Raw genomic sequence first — 19,178 nt, 5'->3', positions numbered from 1 at the left:
GATGCTGACCCGTCGCCGCTTTCTTGCCATTTCCGCCGTAATGGCGCTGCCCGCAGCCGCCCGCGCCGCGCCGCCCTTGCATATTGCCACCGGGCAGGCACTCGGCGCGCAGGTGACGCTGCGGCTGGCGCATCCCGAAGCCCCTGCGATTGCCGCCCGCGCCATGGCCGAGATTGCCCGGCTGGAGGATGTGTTCAGCCTGTACCGCCCGTCATCGGCGCTGATGCGGCTGAATGCGGCGGGTGTGCTGGAGGCACCGCCATTCGACCTGCTGGAGTGTCTGACGCTGGCGGGACGGGTTCATGCGGCAAGCGGGGGCCGCTTCGATCCGACAGTGCAACCGCTCTGGTCCTTGCAGGCCGAAACGGCGAGCCGGGGTCGGGTTCCTGATGTCGGCGAACTGGCCGCCGCCCGCGCCCGGACCGGCTGGCACCGGCTGCGGATCGAGGCGGGACAGGTCCGGATCGACCCCGGCATGGCGCTGACACTGAACGGTATCGCACAGGGCTATATCGCCGACCGGGTGACGGATCTGCTGCGGGCAGAGGGGCTGGGCGACATCCTGATCGACACCGGCGAGATGCGTGCGCTCGGCGGCAATCCGCGCGGCGGTGACTGGCCGGTGCAGTTGCAGGACGGCAGAACCGTGCCGTTGCGCGACCGGGCACTGGCGACCTCGGGCACGCTGGGCACGACTTTCGATGCGGCAGGGATGCGGGGCCATATCCTTGACCCGGTGACGGGCAACCCCGCGCGGCCGGTCTGGCGCGCGGTGACCATCGCCGCGCCTTCGGCGGCGCTGGCCGATGCGCTGTCAACCGCCGCCTGCCTGATACAGGACCGCGCCGACATCACCGCGCTCTGTGATCGGTTTGCCGAAACCGCTGCCCTGTCGCTTGTGCCATTGTGACCCTGCCCTGCCGGGGTGTCCGGCAAGGCAGCCATTGTGCTTACTGCGTGGCGCCGATGGCGCTCAGGCCCGTCACCGCGCAAGCCGCGTCGATGTCGCCCGAGGGCGCGCCGCCGACACCGATGCCGCCCACCAGGGCCTCGCCCATGCGGATCGGCAGGCCGCCCGCCTGAATGACCATCCGCGCATCCATATCGCGCAGACCATCATTGGCAGGTTTTCCGGCGATGAACTCGGCCAGACCGGCGGTATCGCGGCCCATTGCCGCCGCAGTGAAGGCCTTGCCGGTGGCGCTGCTGCCTGTATGCGGGCCAGAGCCATCGGCCTTCAGCATTACCTTGGTGGCACCGTCGCGGGCCACGATGGCCACGCTGACCTTGTGCCCTTCTGCGGCGCAGGCCTGTACGGCGGCATCGGCGGCTTTCACCGCCATGTCCAGCGGCAGATAGGGTGCGGTCGGCAGATCCTGCGCGGTGGCGGCAAAGGGCGCCAGCAGGACAGCGGCCAGAACGGGAATGCGGATCATCGGTATCTCCTGTCATGGGTGATGACAGAAACCTAAACCGGCGACGCCGGGGCCGGTATTCGTAGGCCTTGCACGCTGGCTCCGTAGAACTACGGAGTGGCGCGGCCTTCCAGCCAGAGCCGCGTCATCTCTGCCTGCGAGATTGTCCCGAGCTTGGCTGCGATGGAGGCGCGATGGCTTTCCACCGTGCGGGGAGACAGGCCCAGCCCCCCGGCGATCTGGCGCGTGGTGAAACCTGCTGCGATGCGCTCCAGCACCTCCGCCTCGCGCGGGGTCAGGGCTGCCAGCAGAGCGAGCGTTTCCGCGAGTTCGGCCCGACGGTCCAGTTGGCGGTCCAGAATGCCCTGCGCCTTCTGGATCGCGTCGATCAGATCCTGTTCGTCTACGGGCTTTGACAGGAAGTCGATGGCCCCGTTGCGAAAGGCGCGGCGGCAGGCCTCGATATCACCATGACCGGACATCACGATGGTGGGCCAGTCGACTGCAAGTTCCGCCAGACGTTCCTGCAACTTCAGGCCGGAAATCACCGGCATGCGGATATCCAGGATCAGGCAGCCGGGCGTCAGCTGCGGCAGGCGGGCCAGAAAGGCTTGCGGATCGGCGAAGCCCGTCACGGGAATATCGACCGTCGACAACAGCAGCGTCAGCGCCTGACGCACCGCCGCATCATCATCGACCAGATAGACAGGGCGGGTCATGCGGCGCCCTCCAGCGGCAGGGTGATGCGAAAGCTGGCACCTTCGGCGCTGTCTTCCAGCCCGATTTCGCCCCCGGCGCGTTCGATCAGCCGCTGGCTGAGCGCGAGGCCCAGCCCGGTGCCTTCCGGGCGGGTGGTGGTGAAGGGCGTGAACAGCCGGGGCCGCAGATCGGGCGCGATGCCGGGGCCGGTGTCGCGCACCGTAAGTTCCGCACGGCCGGCCCCCGCCCGCAAGGTGACACGGATCTGCCCGTCGGGCCGGTCTTGCAATGCTTCCAGCGCATTCCTCAGCAGGTTGAAGCAAACCTGCTCCATCTCGACCGGATCGGCACGGACGCGAACCGCCTCGGCGGGCAGATCGAAGGTCAGTCTTACCCCCTGCGCCGCCGCCTGCGGCGACAGCAGGGCTGCGACATTGTTCAGCGCCTCACGCAGGTCGAAAGCCTGCACCGGCGCAGCTTGCGGCCGCGACCAGTTGCGAAAGCGTTCCAGTATGGCCGAGGCGCGGCGGGCCTGCGTCACGGTATCTTCCAGCACGGAGGCAAGCCGGTCCCGGTCATCGCGCGCGAGCAAGCGCCGCCCGGCCTGTGCCTGCGCCAGAATGGCAGTCAGCGGCTGCGTCAGCTCGTGCGTCAGTCCGCTGGCCAGCTCGCCCATTGCGTTCACCCGTGCCGCATGGGCCAGCCGCGAGTCGAGTGCGCTGAGCCGCGCCTGTTCCAGGGCCTGCCGTGCGCGTTGTCGTTGACGCAGAAGAGCCAGCGCCGCCCCGGCCAGAAGCATCGCGACCAGCAGGATCAGGCCGGTGCGCAACGGCGGAAACAGATCGGAAGGGGTGACGCTGCGGGTGGTTTCCAGCACCAGAGGCTGCGAGACGCTGCCAAGGGTCCGGGTTTCGTGCGCCGCGCCGGACGCACCATGGTGAAGCAGCGGGGTGCCATCGGGCAGTGACAGGGTCACGCCCACGCTGGGCTGGCGCCAGTAATCCCCGGCCTCGTCCAGCAGACCGGCGGCGTCGATGGACAGGCTGAGCCCATAGCGCGCGGCAGCGGAATTGGGGCTGCGCTTGACGATGATGTAGTGGCCCTCCCGCCCCGGATCAGGCAGCAGCGCGATCCCGCCCCCGGACGCCAGTGCAGCCGCCCGGATATTCGCGGCAAGGGTCGGGTTTATCGCGGCACCGACCGGGCGGCCTTCCGTGATCAGCGGCACCAGCGTGACGGCGCTGATGCGCGGATAAAAGCGGGTGATCGTTGCCGCCACGTCCAGAAACAGCCGTTGATCCGGGTCGTCGCTGGCCACGGCAATGGCAGAAAGTGCGGTCAGATGCGCGTCATGCTGATCGGCCCGCTGCGAGGCCAGACGGTGCAGCACAGCGGTTTGCTGCGCAAGTTCCGTGGTCAGCGTCCGGTGTTGCCAGAGGCCAAGGCCCGTCAGCAGGGCAAGGCCAAGCCCGACGCCAAGGGCAGCAAGCTTCACCGGGCTTTCCAGAAGGGGCAGGCGGCGGGTCATTGGATCAGTCTGCCAGCTTGCGGCGGCAAGGGAAATGGCCGGATCATCGGGGGAAGCTGCAAAGGGCCGCGCCGTAATCGCGGATTTCCGCGCCCTTACCCCTGCGGGGTTGGGCTTCGCTTTTTGCGGACATAAAGCTCCAGCCGGTGATGGACGATTTCGTAGCCCATCGCATCGGCGATCTCGGCCTGAAGCCGCTCGATCCGTTCGTTCGCAAATTCCACCACCTCGCCGGTTTCCACGTCGATCATATGGTCGTGGTGATGCGTTTCGGTATGTTCAAAGCGTGCGGGCGTGCCTTCGAACTGATGGCGCAGGATCACACCCTGCATCTCCAGCTCGGTCAGGGTGCGATAGACGGTCGAGAGGGAAATGCCCGGCACCACTTCCTCGGCGCGGCGGTGAAGCTCGGTGGCTTCGGGGTGGTCTTCGGCATCGGCAAGCACCGACAGCAGCGCCGCCCGCTGGCGGGTGATGCGCACGCCTGCCTGACGCAGCGCGTCTGTCAGCTTTTCGGTTCTGTGGTCGTGGTCGGTCATACTTTCTCTTCGCGCATTTTCCCGTGCGGATGCAAGTCTCAGATGCAAATGACTCGCATCTGGCTTGACAGTTGCAAATCATTCCTAAATGCATGTGGGGCGACAGGGAGAATCCGATGATCTGCAGACGAGCAATTTTGGGCATGGCCACAGCCCTTGCCCTGACCGGCCTGACAGCGGCCGCGGCCGCCGCGCAGGAGCGGCTGAAGGTCGTGACCACCTTCACCATCATTGCCGATATGGCACAGAACGTGGCGGGTGATGCGGCCGAGGTGGTTTCGATCACCCGCCCCGGTGCCGAGATTCACGGATACGAGCCGACGCCGCGTGATCTGGTGAAGGCGCAGGGGGCGGATCTGATCCTGTGGAACGGGCTGAACCTTGAACGCTGGTTCGAGAAATTCTTTGTGAATCTGCGCGATGTCCCCGCCGCGACCGTTTCGGACGGGATCGCGCCCATCGCCATTGCGGGCGGCGATTATGCAGGCAAGCCCAATCCGCATGCCTGGATGGCGCTCGACTCCGCCGAAATCTACATCGACAACATTCGGGATGCGCTCAGTGCCGCAGACCCGGACAATGCTGCCGTCTATGCCGCAAATGCCGATGCCTACAAACGGCAGGTGGCTGCGGTCATCGGCCCGCTGCGCGAGGCCGCGCGGGCCCTGCCGGAAGGGCGCCGCTGGCTGGTGACATCGGAGGGCGCATTTTCCTACCTCGCGCGGGATTTCGGATTGCAGGAGGTTTACCTCTGGCCGATCAATGCCGATGCGCAGGGCACGCCGCAACAGGTGCGGTCGGTGATCGACACCGTGCGGGCCGAAAGCATCCCGGTGGTCTTTTCCGAAAGCACCGTATCGGACAAGCCCGCGCGGCAGGTCGCACGCGAGACCGGCGCCGCCTATGGCGGAGTGCTGTATGTCGACAGCCTCTCCGAACCGGACGGGCCGGTGCCGACCTATCTTGACCTGCTGCGCGTCACCTCGGAAACCATCGTGACGGGCCTTCAGCCATGAGCGACGGCATCCGCGCCAGCGGCCTGACGGTTACCTATCGCAACGGTCATACCGCGTTGCGGGATGCCAGTTTCGCCATCCCACGCGGCAGTATCGCGGCGCTGGTGGGGGTGAACGGTGCGGGCAAATCCACGATGTTCAAGGCGCTGATGGGGTTCATCCCCGTTTCCGCCGGAAAGATCGAGATTCTGGGCCAGCCGGTGCAGGCCATGATGAAGAAACAGGCCGTCGCCTATGTCCCGCAATCCGAGGAAATCGACTGGACCTTCCCGGTGTTGGTCGAGGACGTGGTGATGATGGGGCGCTATGGCCATATGGGCTTTCTGCGCCGCCCGCGCGCGCCGGATCATGCGGCCACGACAGCGGCGCTGCAACGGGTCAACATGGTTGAATACCGGCACCGCCAGATCGGCGAGCTGTCGGGCGGGCAGAAGAAGCGCGTCTTTCTGGCCCGCGCACTGGCCCAGAATGCGCAGGTGATCCTGCTGGACGAACCTTTCACCGGCGTGGATGTGACGACCGAGGAACAGATCATCACGCTGCTGCGCGAGATGCGGGCCGAAGGGCGGGTGATGCTGGTGGCGACGCATAACCTCGGTTCGGTGCCCGAATTCTGCGACCGGGTGGTGCTGGTGAAGGGCACGGTTCTGGCACATGGCCCGACCGAGGAGGTCTTTACGCCGGACCGGCTGCGGGAAACCTTCGGCGGTGTGCTGCGGCACTTTCTGCTGGAAGGGCCACGGCTGCATGACGACGCCGACCCGCGCCGTCTGGAAGTCTATTCCGACGATGAACGGCCGCTGGTGGTTTATGATGACCGGGCCCGAACCCTGAAGGGCCGGCAATGAACTGGTTCGAGCCCTTTCAGTATGGCTACATGACCAATGCGATCTGGGTGTCGGCGCTGGTCGGCGCGGTCTGTGCCTTTCTTTCGGCCTATCTGATGCTGAAAGGCTGGTCGCTGATCGGGGATGCGCTGTCACATTCTGTCGTTCCGGGGGTGGCCGGGGCCTATATGCTGGGCCTGCCCTTCGCCCTTGGCGCCTTCCTGTCGGGCGGGCTTGCCGCGCTGGCGATGCTGTTCCTGCGCAGCCGGTCGGGTCTGAAGGAGGATGTGGTGATTGGCCTGATCTTCACAGCCTTCTTCGGGCTGGGGCTGTTCATGGTGTCGCTGAACCCGATGGCTGTCTCGATCCAGACCATCATCATGGGCAATATCCTTGCCATCACACCCGAGGATACGCTGCAACTGGCGCTGATCGGGGGGGTGTCGCTGGTCATCCTGCTGGCGAAATGGCGGGATCTGCTGGCGGTCTTGTTCGACGAGGCGCATGCGCGTTCCATCGGGCTGAATGTCACGGCGCTGCGGCTGGTCTTCTTCACCTTGCTTTCGGCCTCGACCGTGGCGGCGATGCAGACGGTGGGGGCGTTTCTGGTGATCGCGCTTGTCGTTACCCCGGGCGCGACGGCCTATCTGCTGACCGACCGCTTTCCCCGGCTGCTGGCGCTGTCAGTGGCCATCGGATCGGTCACTTCGGCCTTCGGTGCCTATCTCAGCTATTTCCTCGACGGTGCGACCGGGGCGGTGATCGTCTGCCTTCAGACGCTGCTGTTTCTGGCCGCGTTCTTCTTCGCCCCCAAGCATGGCATGCTGGCGGCCCGCGCCCGCGCGAAAGCTGCCCTGAAGGAGCCGCTGTGATGGCCGACCTGCTGTTGCCGTTCCAATTCCCCTTCATGCAGAATGCGCTGCTGATCATCCTGCTGATTGCTCCGGCGGCCGCGTTGCTGAGCTGTTTTCTGGTGCTGAAGGGCTGGTCGCTGATGGGCGATGCCACCAGCCACGCGGTTCTGCCGGGCGTTGTCCTGGCCTATGTGGCCGGTATTCCGCTGCTGATCGGCGCGTTTCTCGCCGGTCTGGTCTGCGCGCTTGGCACCGGCTTCATCAAGGACAATTCCCGCATCAAGCAGGATACCGTGATGGGCGTGGTCTTTTCCGGCATGTTCGGTCTGGGCATCGTCATCTACACCCAGATCGAGACCTCGCTGCATCTGGACCACATCCTGTTCGGCAACATGCTGGGCGTTGGCGCACAGGATCTGTGGACCAGCGGGCTGATCTCGGGCGGGGTGGCGCTGATCCTCGGGGTGAAGTGGCGCGACTTCCTGGCCCAGAGCTTTGACCCCGTGCAGGCGCGGATGATCGGGTTGCGGGTGGGGGCGCTGCATTACGGGCTGCTGGCCATCCTGTCCGCCACCATCGTTGCCATGCTGTCCTCGGTCGGGATCATCCTCTCCGTGGCCTATCTGATCGCGCCGGGCGCCATTGCCTTCCTGCTGACACGCCGGTTCGTGACCATGATGATGGCGTCGGTGGCGGTTGCGGTGCTGGCCGGAGCGGGCGGCGTTTATGCGTCTTTCTGGCTGGACGCCGCCCCGGCGCCAACCATCGTGCTGATCCTGACCGGGCTGTTCGTTACGGCGCTTCTGGCCCGCAATCTGCGCAATGGTCACGCTGCCCTGTCTGCCTCCGGGGCAGAGCGGGGGTCTGGCCTGTAACGGCTGGGGGCGCGCCCTCCTGGTTCACGCCGCTTCTGCGGCGTGGGTCAGATCCACCTGCACGACATCGCAGCGCCCGCTGGCGAAGGTGGCGGCGCAGCCCTCCAGATAGAATTGCCAGCAGCGGAGGAAGGCATCGTCATAGCCAAGCCGCCGGATGCGGGCGCTTTCCTGCATCATCCGTTCAGACCAGATCCGGCAGGTGCGGGCATAATCCTGACCGAAGGCATGGCTGGATTTCACCCGCAGGCCGGCCTTTGCCGCCTGATGCCCGATCACCGTATCGCAGGGGAGCATGCCACCGGGGAATACGTGCTGGCGGATGAAATCCGTCCGCCGCCGATAGACCGAGAATTCGGCATCGGGCACGGTAATGGCTTGCAGAACGATCCGCCCGCCCGGTGCCAGCCTGTTCTTCAGCGCGGTGAAATAGGCAGGCCAGTAGGCCTCGCCCACCGCCTCGATCATCTCGATCGAGACGATATTGTCGAACCTGCCACCGACATCGCGGTAATCCTGAAGCCGCACTTCCGCGCGACCATCAAGGCGCGCATCTGCATAGCCCTTCTGCTGATGCGACAGCGTGATCGCGGTAACAGCGTGGCCACGTTCGGCGGCGGCCTCGGCAAAGCCGCCCCAGCCGCAGCCGATTTCCAGCAGCCGCTCGCCTTTCCCCAGCCGGGAGAGGATGCGCCCGTTCTTGCGGGCCTGCGCCTGTTCCAGATCGTCGCCGGGCCCGAAAAGGGCCGAGGAATAGGTCATGCCGGGATCAAGCCAGAGCTGATAGAACTCGTTCCCGACATCATAATGGGCGCGGATATTGCGCGCGGCACCCCGGCGGCTGTTGCGGCGCAGGAACAGATCGGACAGCCGCATGCGGATGGCCTGCACCGGCCCCGGCGTTCCCAGTCCGGACAGCGCGTCAAGATTGCGCAGCGCGAGCGTCAGCACGCTTTCCAGCGTGTCGCTGCGCCAGTCACCGGCAATCCAGCCCTCGCCAAACCCCACATCGCCGCGCAGCGCCAGCCGGTGCAGGAGGCGCCAGTCACGGATATGCAATTCAGCCTCGGGGCCAGCGTGGCCAAACCTGTGGCGCGTGCCATCGGGCGTGGTGAGCGTCAGAATCCCGTGCTCGATCCGCTCCAGCGCCGCAAGGAAGCGGCCAGAGAGTGCCCGCTGCGTCATGGTGGTCATCAGGTGATCTCCTGTTCGGGCGGGGTGGGAAGACGGCGGTAGGTGGCACCCTTGATCCTGAGGCGAAGGGCATGCCAGTAGATCTGCACAATCACCCGCAGTGCGCCGCCGGGGCGTTGCAGCGCCGCGCGCAGGATGCCGCCCGAGGTCAACGGGCGCAGCGGGCCGCTCATGGCGGTATCAATCCCGTCCGCACCGTCCTTGCGCGCAATGCGGATGGCAATGCGGTCGGGGTGCAGGTTGAAAGCAAATTCATAGTCCCCCGACAGATCCTGAAACGGCGAGACATGAAACATCTTGCGGGCAGTCAGCCGCGTGGCGGCGGTGATCGGCGCCTGGCCGGGCGGGATCAGCAGATAGGAATGCCGCTGCCCGAAGGTATTGTTGACCTCGGCGATGGCGGCAATCAGCGCATCCCCCTCGATCAGCAGCCAGAAGCTGACCGGAGCGAACCAGTATCCCAGAAACCGGGGCTGCGTCAGCAGGGCAAGCACGCGGCCCGGCGCGCGGTCTATCCCGGCGGCGGCAAATTGCTGCCAGGCCCAGCCCGCGCCGGAGCCTTCGCCGCGTCTGCCGCCGTGGTCTGCATCGTGAAAGGCAATCAGGTTAAAGCAATTGTGCCCCATCAGGCGGGGTGGGCGACAGGTTTCGGGGGCCAGCAGTACATGGTCGGCAGAGGTGCGGAACGCATGATGCGGCGGCGCGCGGCGGGCATGGGTAATCACTGCCCGCAGGCCCAGCACCTCGCCCGCGTCCAGCCGTGCGGCCAGTGTCATGGCGTCACCTGTTCCGGCCGGAGGCGCCGGGCGATCCGCATGGCACTTGCGAAGCCGTCTTCATGGAAGCCGTTGCGCAGCCATGCTCCGGCAAACCATGTGTTGCGCTGGCCTTGCATCGCCGCGATTTGTGTCTGCGCCTCCAGCGCCGCCTGATCGAATACCGGATGGCGAAAGACCGTCTCGTCCTGGATCAGCCGGGGATCAATCTCCTGCCCCGGGTTCAGCGTCACGAACAGCGGATCATCCTCGGGGATATTCTGAAGCCGGTTCATCCAGTAGGTCACGCCCACCCCCGTCGAGTCACCATGGCTGACCCACGAGCTCCAGCACAGGCGGCGTTTCGGCATGATGGATGGATCGGCATGCAGCACGGCCCGGTTCGGCTGAAACCGGATGGCCGACAGCGCCGCGCGTTCTTCGGCAGAGGCATCGGTCAGCAGGGACAGCGCCTGATCCGCATGTGCGGCCAGAATGACATGATCGAATTCCTCCGGCTCCGCCCCCTTGGCGCGCAGTGTCACGGTTCCGGCGTGGCGCGTGACAGCCCTGACCTCGGCCCCGCGCCGCAGTTCGACCCCGGATTGTTGCAGCGCTGTCGCAAGACGAGCGACATAGACGGTCGAGCCACCCGCCACGGTCCACCACTGATGATGCCCGGTGCGCGACAGCAGCCCGTGATTGCGCATGAACCGTAGCAGCGCCTGTGCGGGAAAGCCCCCGATCTCGCGGTCGGGTGTGGACCAGATGGCGCCGCAGAAGGGGAAAAGGTAGTGATCGCGAAACCGCGGTCCCAGCCCCATTTGCGCGATCAGTTCCGCAATCGACAGATCCGGCGCAGCGGCGACCAGATCCTCGGCCCTGCTGTTGAAGCGCAGGATGTCGCGGATCATCCGGTAGAAGCGCGGGTCAATCAGGTTGCGCCGTTGCGCGAACAGCGTGTTGCCCGATCGCAGTGCATATTCCACCCGGCCACCGTTCAGCGACACGCCATAGCTCATGTCGCTTTTCTCGACAGGAATATCGAGGTCACGGAACAGCGCGGTCAGATGCGGATAGTTCACATGGTTGAACACAATGAAGCCTGTATCGACCGGCTGGTCGCCCCGGCGTCCGGCCACGACTGTGCGGGCATGGCCCCCCAGCCGGCTTTCACTTTCAAACAGCGTGACATGGTGGCAGGAGGACAGGGCCCAGGCAGAGGCCAGACCGGCAATGCCGCCGCCGACAATAGCGATGCGCCTCGGGGCGCCTTTGGAAAGGTCGAAGGGCATCAGGGCTCCACTTGGTTTGTCCCTGTCCTACGCCGCCGCGCCCGGAACGGATCACTTCGGCAGAAAATTTCCCTGCGCGATGATCCATTTGACGGGCTTCGGCGTATATTGCACATGGAAACCGCAATCGTGCCCGCCGGACCACGGCCCCGCGCCAGATACAATCCGCCCGAGCATCTGGCGGAGCAGCTTTGCGCGCAGGGGGCGCAGGGAATGGACGAGCCAGTAATACAGGCGCTTTCCAGCCAGACCTGCGATCTGATCGCCGTGCGCGATCAGCGTGACAGGGCCGCCTTTGGCCGATTGTTCGACCATTTCGCCCCGCGCCTGAAGGCGATGATGCTGAAGGGCGGGCTGCGGGACGGATCGGCCGAGGATGCGGTGCAGGATGTAATGCTGGCGGTCTGGCACAAGGCAGCACAGTTCGACCCGCATCGCGCCGATGCCGCAGGCTGGATCTACGGCATCGCCCGCAATCGCCGGATCGACCTTGCGCGGCGGCGGCCTCTGGCCCAGCCGGAAGATCTGCCCGAGATCGAAAGCGATGCGCCCGATCCGGCTCAGATTCTTGCACTGCAACAGGAAGCCAGCCATCTGGTCGCCGCCCTGTGCAGGCTTGCCCCCGAACAGGCAGAGGCACTGCGGGCGGCTTATTTCGACGATATTCCCCACAGTCGGATCAGCGAGATGACGGGTCTGCCGCTTGGCACCATCAAATCCCGCATCCGGCTTGGCCTTGAACGCCTCAGGCATGAACTGAGGAAGATTGCCCCATGACCCAGATCACACACCATATCCCGGACGATATCCTTGATGCCTGGCGCGCGGGCGCCCTCTCACACCCCTATGCCGTCGTCGTCGCGGCGCATCTGTCGCTCTGCGATGAATGCCGCGCTGCGGTGGAAACCGCTGACATGATCGGCGGTGCTCTGCTGGACGGTCTGGAGGGGCAAGCGCTTGGGGCAGGGGCGCGTCAGCGCATGATGGATGCGCTTGATACGCCCGCGCCGCCGCCGCCTGTCCGGGGATCCGGTGTCTTTCCCGCGCCGGTCGTGGCCGCGCTGGGGGGGCAGCCGCCGCAATGGCGGATGCTGGGTGGTGGTATCCGCCAGCAGATCCTTTCCGCCGACAGGGAAGGGGCATTGCGGCTGCTTTACATCCCGCCGGGACGCGCCGTGCCGGAGCATGGCCATCGCGGCCTGGAACTGACGCTGGTCTTGCAGGGCAGTTTTTCCGACAGCGAAGGGGCTTTCCTGCGTGGCGATGTCGAGACAGCGCATGACTCGATCGACCATCAGCCTGTTGCCGGTCCGGGGGCGCCCTGCATCTGTCTCGCCGCCACTGATGCGCCGCTGCGCTTCCACGCGCTGTTGCCACGTCTGCTGCAACCGATCTTCCGGATCTGAGCGATGGATTTCGCGGGTCAGCGCATCTGGATCATCGGGGCCAGCGCCGGAATAGGGGCGGCTCTGGCCCGCGCACTGGCCGGGCAGGGTGCGCGGCTGGTTCTTTCGGCACGGGATGCAGCGGCGCTCTCCACCCTTGCCGCCGAATGCGGCGAGTCCCATATCGAGCCTCTGGACCTTGGCGAGGCGGGGGCGCTTGCCGCCACGGTGGCGCGGCTTGCCGATCTGGTGCCGTTTGATGCGGTGATCTGCACCGCGGCGCTTTACGATCCTGCCCGCGTCGCCGATCTGGACCCCGCCCACACCGAGGCCATGGTGCGGGTAAACCTTCTGGGGACACTTGACGTTGCGCGGCTCTGCCCGCCGCTGATTAAAGAGGGCGGGCAATTGGTGCTGTTCGGCTCAGTGGCCGGATATATGGGGCTTCCAGGCGGGCAGCCCTATTCAGCGACAAAGGCCGCCGTCAACAATCTGGCCGAAACGCTGGCCGCAGAACTGGGCCCCCGCATCCGGGTGCGGCTGGTCTGTCCGGGTTTTGTCCAGACCCGCCTGACAGCGAAGAACCGTTTCGCCATGCCCGCGATCATCACGCCCGAGGAAGCCGCCGGGGCTGTTCTGCGCGGTTTGGCCCGGCGCGGGTTCGAGATCCACTTTCCGCGCCGCTTCACCCTCGCCGTGAAACTGCTGCGTCTGCTTCCCTATGGCCTGTCGCTGCGCCTGACGCGGCGGCTGGGCTGATCTGTCAGGCCAGCCGCCCGCTCAGCGCCGCGACACCGGCCCAGGCGGCAAAGCCGGTCAGGACCGTGCCCCAGATGCCGTCGATGATCACCTGTTCCAGCGACCATGCGGCCAGCGTGGCATAATTCGTCATCTCATAAGTGCCATAGCACAGCAGCCCCAGCACCATGCCGCCGATCAGCGCCTGCAACGGATCACCCGCCTTCAGCGCGGGCCAGCTGACCATCCAGACAAGGCCCGCGACATAGGCGAGATAGAACAGCGCTGCCGGACCCAGCCGCAGCGGCTGGGCCAGAAGATCGCCGATATGGCGTTCAAAGACCGGGCGGATCAGGAACCGGATGCCCAGGGCATCAAGGCCAAGAAACACCCCGGCGGTGACAAGATAAAGCAGCGCAGCTTGCAGCATGATACATCTGTCCTCTGTCAGTCGCGGTCTGCCCGGAGCAGTGCGAGCGGGTCGCGCCGCAGGTCACCATCGGTCCGCATGCATTCTGGCGGTCTTGTCCGCCGGGCGAGGGGGAATTTCCAGGGCACCGGCAGTCTGATCGTCCATCCTATACGCGGCATTTGCCGGGGCGGATCACTCGGGCGCCGGCGAAGCGGTGCGAGTTCTGAAAGCGAGGCGATGTGCGCGCGGCGTCAGGGCGCCGTTCGGTTTGACGAGGAATCGCGGGGGGGCGTCGTGCCCTGCGGCAGGGGGGAGGCATATCGCGTGCCGCCGCCCCGGCGCTCCAGTTCGGCCCAGGCGCGGGTGCGCAACTCGGGGTCGCGGACCACGCGGGCGGCCGTGGCGGCCATCACCTTCGCTGCCGTCACCATCGCTTTGTGGGCATGAGGCATCGTGCCCTGCGTCACCGTCTGCCATGTATGGAACGGCGTGCCCACAACGGCGGTCGCAGTGAGGCATTGGGCGGTGGGGACGATACAACTGACATCGCCCACATCGGTCGATCCGTAGAACTGCCGTGGCTCCGGCGGCAGCGGCAGGATTTCATCATGCAGGTTGCGCGGAAAACCCGGAGGCGCATTGAAAGCCTCGGCACTGGCGCGGCGGTCGGCATCGGTCAGCGCCGCGGCGGCCAGCCGGTCGGCATAGTCGAAGTCGGCGGCATCGAAGGGCGGGGGGCCGATGTGTTCAAATTCCTGCTGCATCACCTCTTCCAGCGCGCGATTGGGCATGATCCCCGAGGTGGCGCGGTCAAAAATCATCTCAACACGGGTTTCCGTCATCAGCGCGGCGCCCTCGGCGATCTTCTGCACCCGGAGGAAGAGATCCTGCACATCCTGCATCCGGGGCGCCCGGATCAGATACAGGCCCTCGGCATGGGGCTGTACCACATTGGGTGAAACGCCGCCCGACTGGGTAATGGCGTAATGCACCCGTGCCTCGGAGGGCATGTGTTCGCGCATGAAGTTGATGCCGACATTCATCAGTTCCAGCGCATCCAGTGCCGACCGCCCGACCTGCGGGCTGACGGCGGCATGGGCAGCGCGGCCCGTGAACCGGAAATAGGCCTGGATATTGGCAAGCGTCGCTGCCGACATGACATGGTTGTAATCGGCCGGGTGCCAGCAGAAGGCGGCGTCCAGCCCGTCGAAAGCCCCGGCTTGCGCCATATAGGTCTTGCCCGATCCGCCCTCTTCGGCCGGGCAGCCGTAATAGCGCACCCGGGCCGCGACCCCTGCTTCTGCCAGCGCATCGCGCAGCGCAACCGCCGCCAACAGCGAAGCCGCGCCCAGAAGGTTGTGATGGCAGCCATGGCCATTCCCCCCGGCCAGCACCGGATCGGGTTCCAGCGCGCCCGCAACCTGTGACAGGCCCGCCAGCGCGTCAAATTCCCCAAGAAAGCCGATGGTTACATCGCCGCTGCCCGACTCGGCCATGAAGGCGGTGGGCATGCCTGCGATATCGCGGGTGATGGTGAAGCCTTCCGCCTCCAGCGCGGTGATATGTTCCTCGACCGAGCGGAATTCCTCGAACCGCAGTTCGGGCATGGCCCAGACCCGGTCGCTGAGGGCGATGAAAGTGGCGGCCTTGCGGTCTGCGCAGGCAAGGATCTGATCAGTGTTCAGCAAATCGTTGCGGCCCGGAAGCGGCGAGCGGTCCATGTCAAATACTCCGGTCGGGGAAGGGTCAGACCGCAGTGCGGTCGTTGAGGTGGCAGGCTGACAGCCGGTCCGCTGCGATGGGGCGCAGGGCGGGGGCCTCGGCCCGGCAGCGCGCGGTGGCGGCGGGGCAGCGCGGATGGAAGGGGCAGCCGGGCGGGGGCGCCAGCGGCGAGGGCAATTCACCCCGGATCGGCTGATAGTCCCGCGCGCCTGGCTCCAGCACCGGCAGTTGTTCCATCAGCAACCGGGTGTAGGGATGGTTCGGGTCAGAAAACAGCGCCTCGGTCGGAGCGATTTCCACGACCCGGCCCAGATACATGATCACCACCCGGTCCGAGATATGTTCGACGACCCCCAGATTGTGCGAGATGAACAGGTAGGTCAGGCCGAACTCATCCCGCAGGTCCATGAACAGGTTCAGCACCTGCGCCTGAATGGACACATCAAGCGCGGCCACCGCCTCGTCACAGATGATCAGCTTCGGTTTCACGGCCAGCGCGCGGGCGATCCCGATGCGCTGGCGCTGACCACCGGAAAACTGGTGCGGAAAGCGGTCGGCATAGGCGCCGGACAGGCCCACCTTTTCCATCAGCGCGGTTACATAGGCCCGCTTTTCCGAAGCAGGGATGATGCCGTGACAGACCGGCGCCTCGCCGATGATGTCCAGCACCTGCATCCGGGGGTTCAGCGAGGCGAAAGGATCCTGGAAGATCATCTGCACCTGCAAGGCGAAGTCGCGTTTCTGATCTGCGGTCATCGCGCGGTCAGAGACGCCCTTCCACAGGATATCACCTTCCGTCCGGCTGCTGATGCCAGCCAGCATCCGCGCCACGGTGGATTTGCCGCAGCCGGACTCACCGACGATGCCGACCACCTCGCCGGGCAGGACGGCCAGATCGACCCCGGCCGCCGCGCGAACCTCGATCTTCTTCTGTCTGGCGCCAAACAGGTTTGCGATATGCCCCGCGACGGAGACGGGCTTGACGAAAGTCTTGGTCAGGCCGCGCAGTTCAAGGATCGGCTGGGTCATCGGCGGTCTCCGACAGGATGCCAGCAACGGAAGGCGCGCCCCGCGCCGGTCTCGGTCAGTTCGGGGGCAGTGCGGCAGGTTTCGGTGGCATGAGTGCAGCGGGCACTGAAGGCGCAGCCCGGCGGCAGGTTCAGCAGCGAAGGCGTCATGCCCGGAATTTGATACAGCCGGTGTCCCCGCGTCTCGCGCGAGGGGACCGAGGCGATCAGCCCCTGCGTATAGGGATGTTGCGGATTGCGGATGACCTCGGCGGTTGTGCCCGTTTCGACCACGCGGCCCGCATACATCACGGCGATGCGGTCGGCGAGACCCGCCACCACCGCCAGATCATGGGTAATCCAGATCAGCGCGGTGCCGGTCTGGCGGCACAGGGCCTTCACCTCATGGATGATCTGTCCCTGGATCGACACATCCAGCGCGGTTGTCGGCTCATCCGCGATGATCAGGCGCGGGCGGTTGATCATCGCAATGGCAATCGCGATCCGCTGGCGCATCCCGCCGGACAGTTCGAACGGATAGGCTTGCAGCCGTTCGTCGGGCGAGGGGATGCCGACGGCGACCAGCACGTCGCGGGCGCGGCGCAACGCCGCCTGCCGACTGATCTTTTCATGGACCTGAACCGCCTCGATCATCTGGGTGTCGATGCGCAGAACCGGGTTCAACGTCATCGACGGGTCCTGAAAGATCATCGCGATGTCCTTGCCGCGCAGGCGGCGGCGCTCGGCCTCGGGCAGCGTCACCAGATCGCGGCCGTCAAAGCCGATGCGCCCGCCTGAGATGCGGCCTGGCGGGTCGATCAGACCAAGGATCGAGAAGCCTGTGATCGACTTGCCCGAACCGGATTCCCCGACAAGGCCCAGGATTTCGCCACGCCTGAGCGTGAGGTCGACCCCGTCCACTGCCTTCACCACGCCAGCGCGGGTGTGGAAGTGGGTCTGAAGGCGCTCGACCGACAGAAGGGGCCGTTCGGCTGCGGTCATTGGGCATTCCTCGGGTTCAGGATGTCGCGCAGATGATCGCCCACCAGATTGATCGCAAGGATCAGCAGGGCCAGCGCCATGCCCGGAAAGAACGAGATCCAGTATTGCCCGGACATCATGAATTCAAAGCCGTTGGCGATCAGCATGCCCAGCGAGGGTTCGGTCACCGGGACGCCGATCCCCAGAAAGGACAGCGTTGCCTCGGCGGCGATGGCATGGGCGAGGTCGATGGTGGCGATCACGATCAGCGGCGGCAGGCAGTTGGGCAGCATGTGGCGAAAGATGATCCGGCGCGACCCCAGGTTGAGACAGCGCGCGGCCAGTACATATTCCCGGTTCCGTTCCACCATCGCCGTGCTGCGGGCCGTGCGGGCGAAATAGGCCCATTGCACGATGACCAGCGCAAGGATCACCTTGTCGACGCCTTGGCCCAGTACCGACAGCAGCACGAGCGCGACAAGAATGGCGGGGAAGGACAGCTGGAGATCGACAATGCGCATCAGCACCGCATCGACCCAGCCCCCGATATAGGCCGCGACCATGCCGATTGTCGTGCCGATCAGCAGTGCCCCCAGCACCGATGTCACGGCGACGATCAGGCTGGTGCGCACGCCGTACAGCATCGCGGACAGTACATCCCGCGCCTGTCCATCGGTGCCCAGCCAGTAGGTCGTGCCGGTGAATTCAGAGACTGATCCGGGGGGAAGCTGGGAATCGAAGATCTCCAGCGCGCCGATGTCATAAGGGTTTTGCGGCGCAACCCATGGGGCCAGTGCAGCAAACCCCAGAAGCAGCAGCAGCGTCCCGAGGCCCAGTACGGCCAGCGGGCTTTCGGCAAAGCGCTGCATCAACAGGCGGCGCGGGCTGGCGGTCTTTGCCGCAGGGATCATGGGAGCTGCCATCAGTCGCGCACCTTCTCGCGGGAGCTGGGGTCGATGGCCATGTAAAGCAGGTCCACCACCAGGTTCAGGATGACCAGGAAGAACACCATGATCAGGACGTAGGCCACGACCACGGGCCGATCCAGCGTGATGATGGAATCGATCAGCAGCTTGCCCATGCCGGGCCAGGAAAAGACGGATTCCGTTACGACCGCAAAAGCGATGGCCTGCCCGAATTCCAGCCCGCTGACCGTCAGGATCGGGATCATGATGTTCTTCAGCAGATGAACGCCAAAGATGCGCCGCGCGGGCAGGCCCTTGGCGCGGGCGAATTTGATGTAGTCCATCGGCAACACCTCGCGCGTCGCGGCGCGGGTGACGCGGATCAGCAGCGCGGCCTTGGCAAGGCCGAGCGTCAGGGCAGGCAGTGCCACATGATACCAGCCTTGCAGCGTCAGCAGGCTGAGCTTCAGCGGCCCCACCTCGACCGCCGGCCCCCGCCCCGAGGCGGGCAGCAAGCCCAGCTGCACGGCGAAAACCATGATGAGCATGAGCCCGATCCAGAAGGTCGGCAGGCTGAAGCCGAAGATCGACAGGGCCATGATGGCGCGCGAGGACGGCGCCTCGGGCCGCATCCCGGCGAGCATGCCCAGCGGCACGCCCACGAGCACGGCAAAGCCCATGGCGACGATCACCAGCTCGAATGTGGCGGGCATCCGTTCGAGGATCAGCTGAAGCGCGGGCTGCCCGGTCAGGAAGCTGCGCCCGAAATCGCCCTGCAAGGCATTGCCCATGAAAGACAGGTATTGCACCAGCATGGACCGGTCGAGGCCAAGCGCCTCGCGCACCATCTGGCGTTCCAGATCGGTTGCCTCGGGGCTGACCAGCATCGCGGTCGGATCGCCGATGAGGAAGATGCCGACGAATACCAGAACCGACATCACCAGAAGGACGATGACGGACTGGAGCAGCCGGTTGATGACAAAGACAAGCACGGGGCGGCGGTCCTCAGAAAGAAAGGGGCGGCATCACAG

Annotated in this window: 21 protein-coding genes; 8 read left to right on the top strand and 13 right to left on the bottom strand. The window is 65.6% G+C overall.

The window, feature by feature from the left end:
• The first annotated feature begins 1 nt into the window (after position 1).
• Entirely contained in the window at positions 2–910 is a 909-nt protein-coding gene (locus IE126_RS12620; protein ID WP_189381199.1) for an FAD:protein FMN transferase, read from the top strand.
• A gap of 40 nt (positions 911–950) precedes the next feature.
• Here IE126_RS12620 and IE126_RS12615 read toward each other — a convergent pair whose 3' ends face one another.
• The 4 genes from IE126_RS12615 to IE126_RS12600 form a co-directional block, all read right to left on the bottom strand.
• Complete coding sequence (locus tag IE126_RS12615) at positions 951–1,436, bottom strand: GlcG/HbpS family heme-binding protein (protein WP_189381198.1); 486 nt, start codon at positions 1,434–1,436, stop codon at positions 951–953.
• Between the two features lie 89 nt (positions 1,437–1,525).
• Positions 1,526–2,134: a response regulator transcription factor gene (locus tag IE126_RS12610; protein WP_054302138.1), complete on the bottom strand. Its 609-nt coding sequence runs from the start codon at positions 2,132–2,134 to the stop codon at positions 1,526–1,528.
• A complete protein-coding gene (locus IE126_RS12605; RefSeq protein ID WP_189381197.1) occupies positions 2,131–3,642 on the bottom strand; it encodes a sensor histidine kinase in 1,512 nt (503 codons plus the stop codon). The genes IE126_RS12610 and IE126_RS12605 overlap by 4 nt, the downstream gene beginning before the upstream one ends.
• 95 nt (positions 3,643–3,737) lie before the next feature.
• Complete coding sequence (locus tag IE126_RS12600; protein ID WP_189381196.1) at positions 3,738–4,181, bottom strand: Fur family transcriptional regulator; 444 nt, start codon at positions 4,179–4,181, stop codon at positions 3,738–3,740.
• A gap of 116 nt (positions 4,182–4,297) precedes the next feature.
• Between IE126_RS12600 and IE126_RS12595 the strand changes: the two genes are divergently transcribed.
• From IE126_RS12595 to IE126_RS12580, 4 genes are read left to right on the top strand one after another with little or no spacing between them, the layout of a single operon-like run.
• Positions 4,298–5,197 carry a metal ABC transporter substrate-binding protein gene (locus IE126_RS12595; protein WP_189381195.1) on the top strand — a complete coding sequence of 300 codons (900 nt, stop codon included), beginning with the start codon at positions 4,298–4,300 and terminating at the stop codon, positions 5,195–5,197.
• Positions 5,194–6,045: a manganese/iron ABC transporter ATP-binding protein gene (locus IE126_RS12590; protein ID WP_189381194.1), complete on the top strand. Its 852-nt coding sequence runs from the start codon at positions 5,194–5,196 to the stop codon at positions 6,043–6,045. The genes IE126_RS12595 and IE126_RS12590 overlap by 4 nt, the downstream gene beginning before the upstream one ends.
• A complete protein-coding gene (locus tag IE126_RS12585; protein ID WP_189381193.1) occupies positions 6,042–6,896 on the top strand; it encodes a metal ABC transporter permease in 855 nt (284 codons plus the stop codon). The genes IE126_RS12590 and IE126_RS12585 overlap by 4 nt, the downstream gene beginning before the upstream one ends.
• Positions 6,893–7,753 (top strand): metal ABC transporter permease, encoded by an 861-nt coding sequence (locus tag IE126_RS12580; protein WP_308429977.1) that lies wholly within the window; start codon positions 6,893–6,895, stop codon positions 7,751–7,753. Before IE126_RS12585 ends, IE126_RS12580 begins: the two co-directional genes overlap by 4 nt.
• Positions 7,754–7,777: 24 nt before the next feature.
• Here IE126_RS12580 and IE126_RS12575 read toward each other — a convergent pair whose 3' ends face one another.
• From IE126_RS12575 to IE126_RS12565, 3 genes are read right to left on the bottom strand one after another with little or no spacing between them, the layout of a single operon-like run.
• The gene (locus tag IE126_RS12575) at positions 7,778–8,947 is read right to left on the bottom strand and encodes an SAM-dependent methyltransferase (RefSeq protein ID WP_189381191.1); all 1,170 of its coding nucleotides are present in this window, start codon (positions 8,945–8,947) and stop codon (positions 7,778–7,780) included.
• The gene (locus IE126_RS12570) at positions 8,947–9,723 is read right to left on the bottom strand and encodes a DUF1365 domain-containing protein (protein ID WP_189381190.1); all 777 of its coding nucleotides are present in this window, start codon (positions 9,721–9,723) and stop codon (positions 8,947–8,949) included. The genes IE126_RS12575 and IE126_RS12570 overlap by 1 nt, the downstream gene beginning before the upstream one ends.
• Entirely contained in the window at positions 9,720–10,997 is a 1,278-nt protein-coding gene (locus IE126_RS12565) for an NAD(P)/FAD-dependent oxidoreductase (RefSeq protein WP_189381189.1), read from the bottom strand. The genes IE126_RS12570 and IE126_RS12565 overlap by 4 nt, the downstream gene beginning before the upstream one ends.
• Before the next feature lie 114 nt (positions 10,998–11,111).
• Here IE126_RS12565 and IE126_RS12560 point away from each other — a divergent pair, with 114 nt between their 5' ends.
• Genes IE126_RS12560 through IE126_RS12550 form a run of 3 tightly spaced genes read left to right on the top strand, consistent with a single transcriptional unit; the run spans position 11,112 to position 13,141 of the window.
• The gene (locus tag IE126_RS12560) at positions 11,112–11,774 is read left to right on the top strand and encodes a sigma-70 family RNA polymerase sigma factor (RefSeq protein WP_229825454.1); all 663 of its coding nucleotides are present in this window, start codon (positions 11,112–11,114) and stop codon (positions 11,772–11,774) included.
• Positions 11,771–12,403: a ChrR family anti-sigma-E factor gene (locus tag IE126_RS12555; RefSeq protein WP_189381188.1), complete on the top strand. Its 633-nt coding sequence runs from the start codon at positions 11,771–11,773 to the stop codon at positions 12,401–12,403. Before IE126_RS12560 ends, IE126_RS12555 begins: the two co-directional genes overlap by 4 nt.
• Before the next feature lie 3 nt (positions 12,404–12,406).
• A complete protein-coding gene (locus IE126_RS12550; RefSeq protein WP_189381187.1) occupies positions 12,407–13,141 on the top strand; it encodes an SDR family NAD(P)-dependent oxidoreductase in 735 nt (244 codons plus the stop codon).
• 4 nt (positions 13,142–13,145) lie between these two features.
• Here IE126_RS12550 and IE126_RS12545 read toward each other — a convergent pair whose 3' ends face one another.
• From IE126_RS12545 to IE126_RS12520, 6 genes are all read right to left on the bottom strand, one after another.
• Positions 13,146–13,547: a DUF2177 family protein gene (locus IE126_RS12545; protein WP_161806001.1), complete on the bottom strand. Its 402-nt coding sequence runs from the start codon at positions 13,545–13,547 to the stop codon at positions 13,146–13,148.
• A gap of 236 nt (positions 13,548–13,783) precedes the next feature.
• Entirely contained in the window at positions 13,784–15,253 is a 1,470-nt protein-coding gene (locus tag IE126_RS12540) for an amidohydrolase (protein WP_108129582.1), read from the bottom strand.
• 25 nt (positions 15,254–15,278) lie between these two features.
• Positions 15,279–16,283 (bottom strand): ABC transporter ATP-binding protein, encoded by a 1,005-nt coding sequence (locus IE126_RS12535; RefSeq protein WP_189381186.1) that lies wholly within the window; start codon positions 16,281–16,283, stop codon positions 15,279–15,281.
• Positions 16,280–17,263: an ABC transporter ATP-binding protein gene (locus IE126_RS12530; RefSeq protein ID WP_189381185.1), complete on the bottom strand. Its 984-nt coding sequence runs from the start codon at positions 17,261–17,263 to the stop codon at positions 16,280–16,282. Before IE126_RS12530 ends, IE126_RS12535 begins: the two co-directional genes overlap by 4 nt.
• Complete coding sequence (locus tag IE126_RS12525) at positions 17,260–18,165, bottom strand: ABC transporter permease (protein WP_189381184.1); 906 nt, start codon at positions 18,163–18,165, stop codon at positions 17,260–17,262. Before IE126_RS12525 ends, IE126_RS12530 begins: the two co-directional genes overlap by 4 nt.
• Positions 18,165–19,139: an ABC transporter permease gene (locus IE126_RS12520; protein ID WP_054302122.1), complete on the bottom strand. Its 975-nt coding sequence runs from the start codon at positions 19,137–19,139 to the stop codon at positions 18,165–18,167. The genes IE126_RS12525 and IE126_RS12520 overlap by 1 nt, the downstream gene beginning before the upstream one ends.
• Positions 19,140–19,178 lie beyond the last annotated feature (39 nt).

The organism is Gemmobacter nanjingensis (assembly GCF_014652195.1).
GTDB lineage: Bacteria > Pseudomonadota > Alphaproteobacteria > Rhodobacterales > Rhodobacteraceae > Gemmobacter > Gemmobacter caeni.
Note: the sequence above shows the minus strand (reverse complement) of the source record. Positions and strands in the feature narration are given on the sequence as shown.

What these genes read in the sequence shown, in the direction of transcription:
- IE126_RS12590 (WP_189381194.1), top strand. Translation starts at nt 5,194, where the DNA reads ATGAGCGACGGCATCCGCGCCAGCGGCCTGACGGTTACCTATCGCAAC.
- IE126_RS12525 (WP_189381184.1), bottom strand. Translation starts at nt 18,165, where the DNA reads ATGGCAGCTCCCATGATCCCTGCGGCAAAGACCGCCAGCCCGCGCCGC.
- IE126_RS12610 (WP_054302138.1), bottom strand. Translation starts at nt 2,134, where the DNA reads ATGACCCGCCCTGTCTATCTGGTCGATGATGATGCGGCGGTGCGTCAG.
- IE126_RS12620 (WP_189381199.1), top strand. Translation starts at nt 2, where the DNA reads ATGCTGACCCGTCGCCGCTTTCTTGCCATTTCCGCCGTAATGGCGCTG.
- IE126_RS12600 (WP_189381196.1), bottom strand. Translation starts at nt 4,181, where the DNA reads ATGACCGACCACGACCACAGAACCGAAAAGCTGACAGACGCGCTGCGT.
- IE126_RS12565 (WP_189381189.1), bottom strand. Translation starts at nt 10,997, where the DNA reads ATGCCCTTCGACCTTTCCAAAGGCGCCCCGAGGCGCATCGCTATTGTC.
- IE126_RS12605 (WP_189381197.1), bottom strand. Translation starts at nt 3,642, where the DNA reads ATGACCCGCCGCCTGCCCCTTCTGGAAAGCCCGGTGAAGCTTGCTGCC.
- IE126_RS12530 (WP_189381185.1), bottom strand. Translation starts at nt 17,263, where the DNA reads ATGACCGCAGCCGAACGGCCCCTTCTGTCGGTCGAGCGCCTTCAGACC.
- IE126_RS12575 (WP_189381191.1), bottom strand. Translation starts at nt 8,947, where the DNA reads ATGACCACCATGACGCAGCGGGCACTCTCTGGCCGCTTCCTTGCGGCG.
- IE126_RS12535 (WP_189381186.1), bottom strand. Translation starts at nt 16,283, where the DNA reads ATGACCCAGCCGATCCTTGAACTGCGCGGCCTGACCAAGACTTTCGTC.
- IE126_RS12615 (WP_189381198.1), bottom strand. Translation starts at nt 1,436, where the DNA reads ATGATCCGCATTCCCGTTCTGGCCGCTGTCCTGCTGGCGCCCTTTGCC.
- IE126_RS12540 (WP_108129582.1), bottom strand. Translation starts at nt 15,253, where the DNA reads ATGGACCGCTCGCCGCTTCCGGGCCGCAACGATTTGCTGAACACTGAT.
- IE126_RS12595 (WP_189381195.1), top strand. Translation starts at nt 4,298, where the DNA reads ATGATCTGCAGACGAGCAATTTTGGGCATGGCCACAGCCCTTGCCCTG.
- IE126_RS12550 (WP_189381187.1), top strand. Translation starts at nt 12,407, where the DNA reads ATGGATTTCGCGGGTCAGCGCATCTGGATCATCGGGGCCAGCGCCGGA.
- IE126_RS12555 (WP_189381188.1), top strand. Translation starts at nt 11,771, where the DNA reads ATGACCCAGATCACACACCATATCCCGGACGATATCCTTGATGCCTGG.
- IE126_RS12560 (WP_229825454.1), top strand. Translation starts at nt 11,112, where the DNA reads ATGGAAACCGCAATCGTGCCCGCCGGACCACGGCCCCGCGCCAGATAC.
- IE126_RS12585 (WP_189381193.1), top strand. Translation starts at nt 6,042, where the DNA reads ATGAACTGGTTCGAGCCCTTTCAGTATGGCTACATGACCAATGCGATC.
- IE126_RS12570 (WP_189381190.1), bottom strand. Translation starts at nt 9,723, where the DNA reads ATGACACTGGCCGCACGGCTGGACGCGGGCGAGGTGCTGGGCCTGCGG.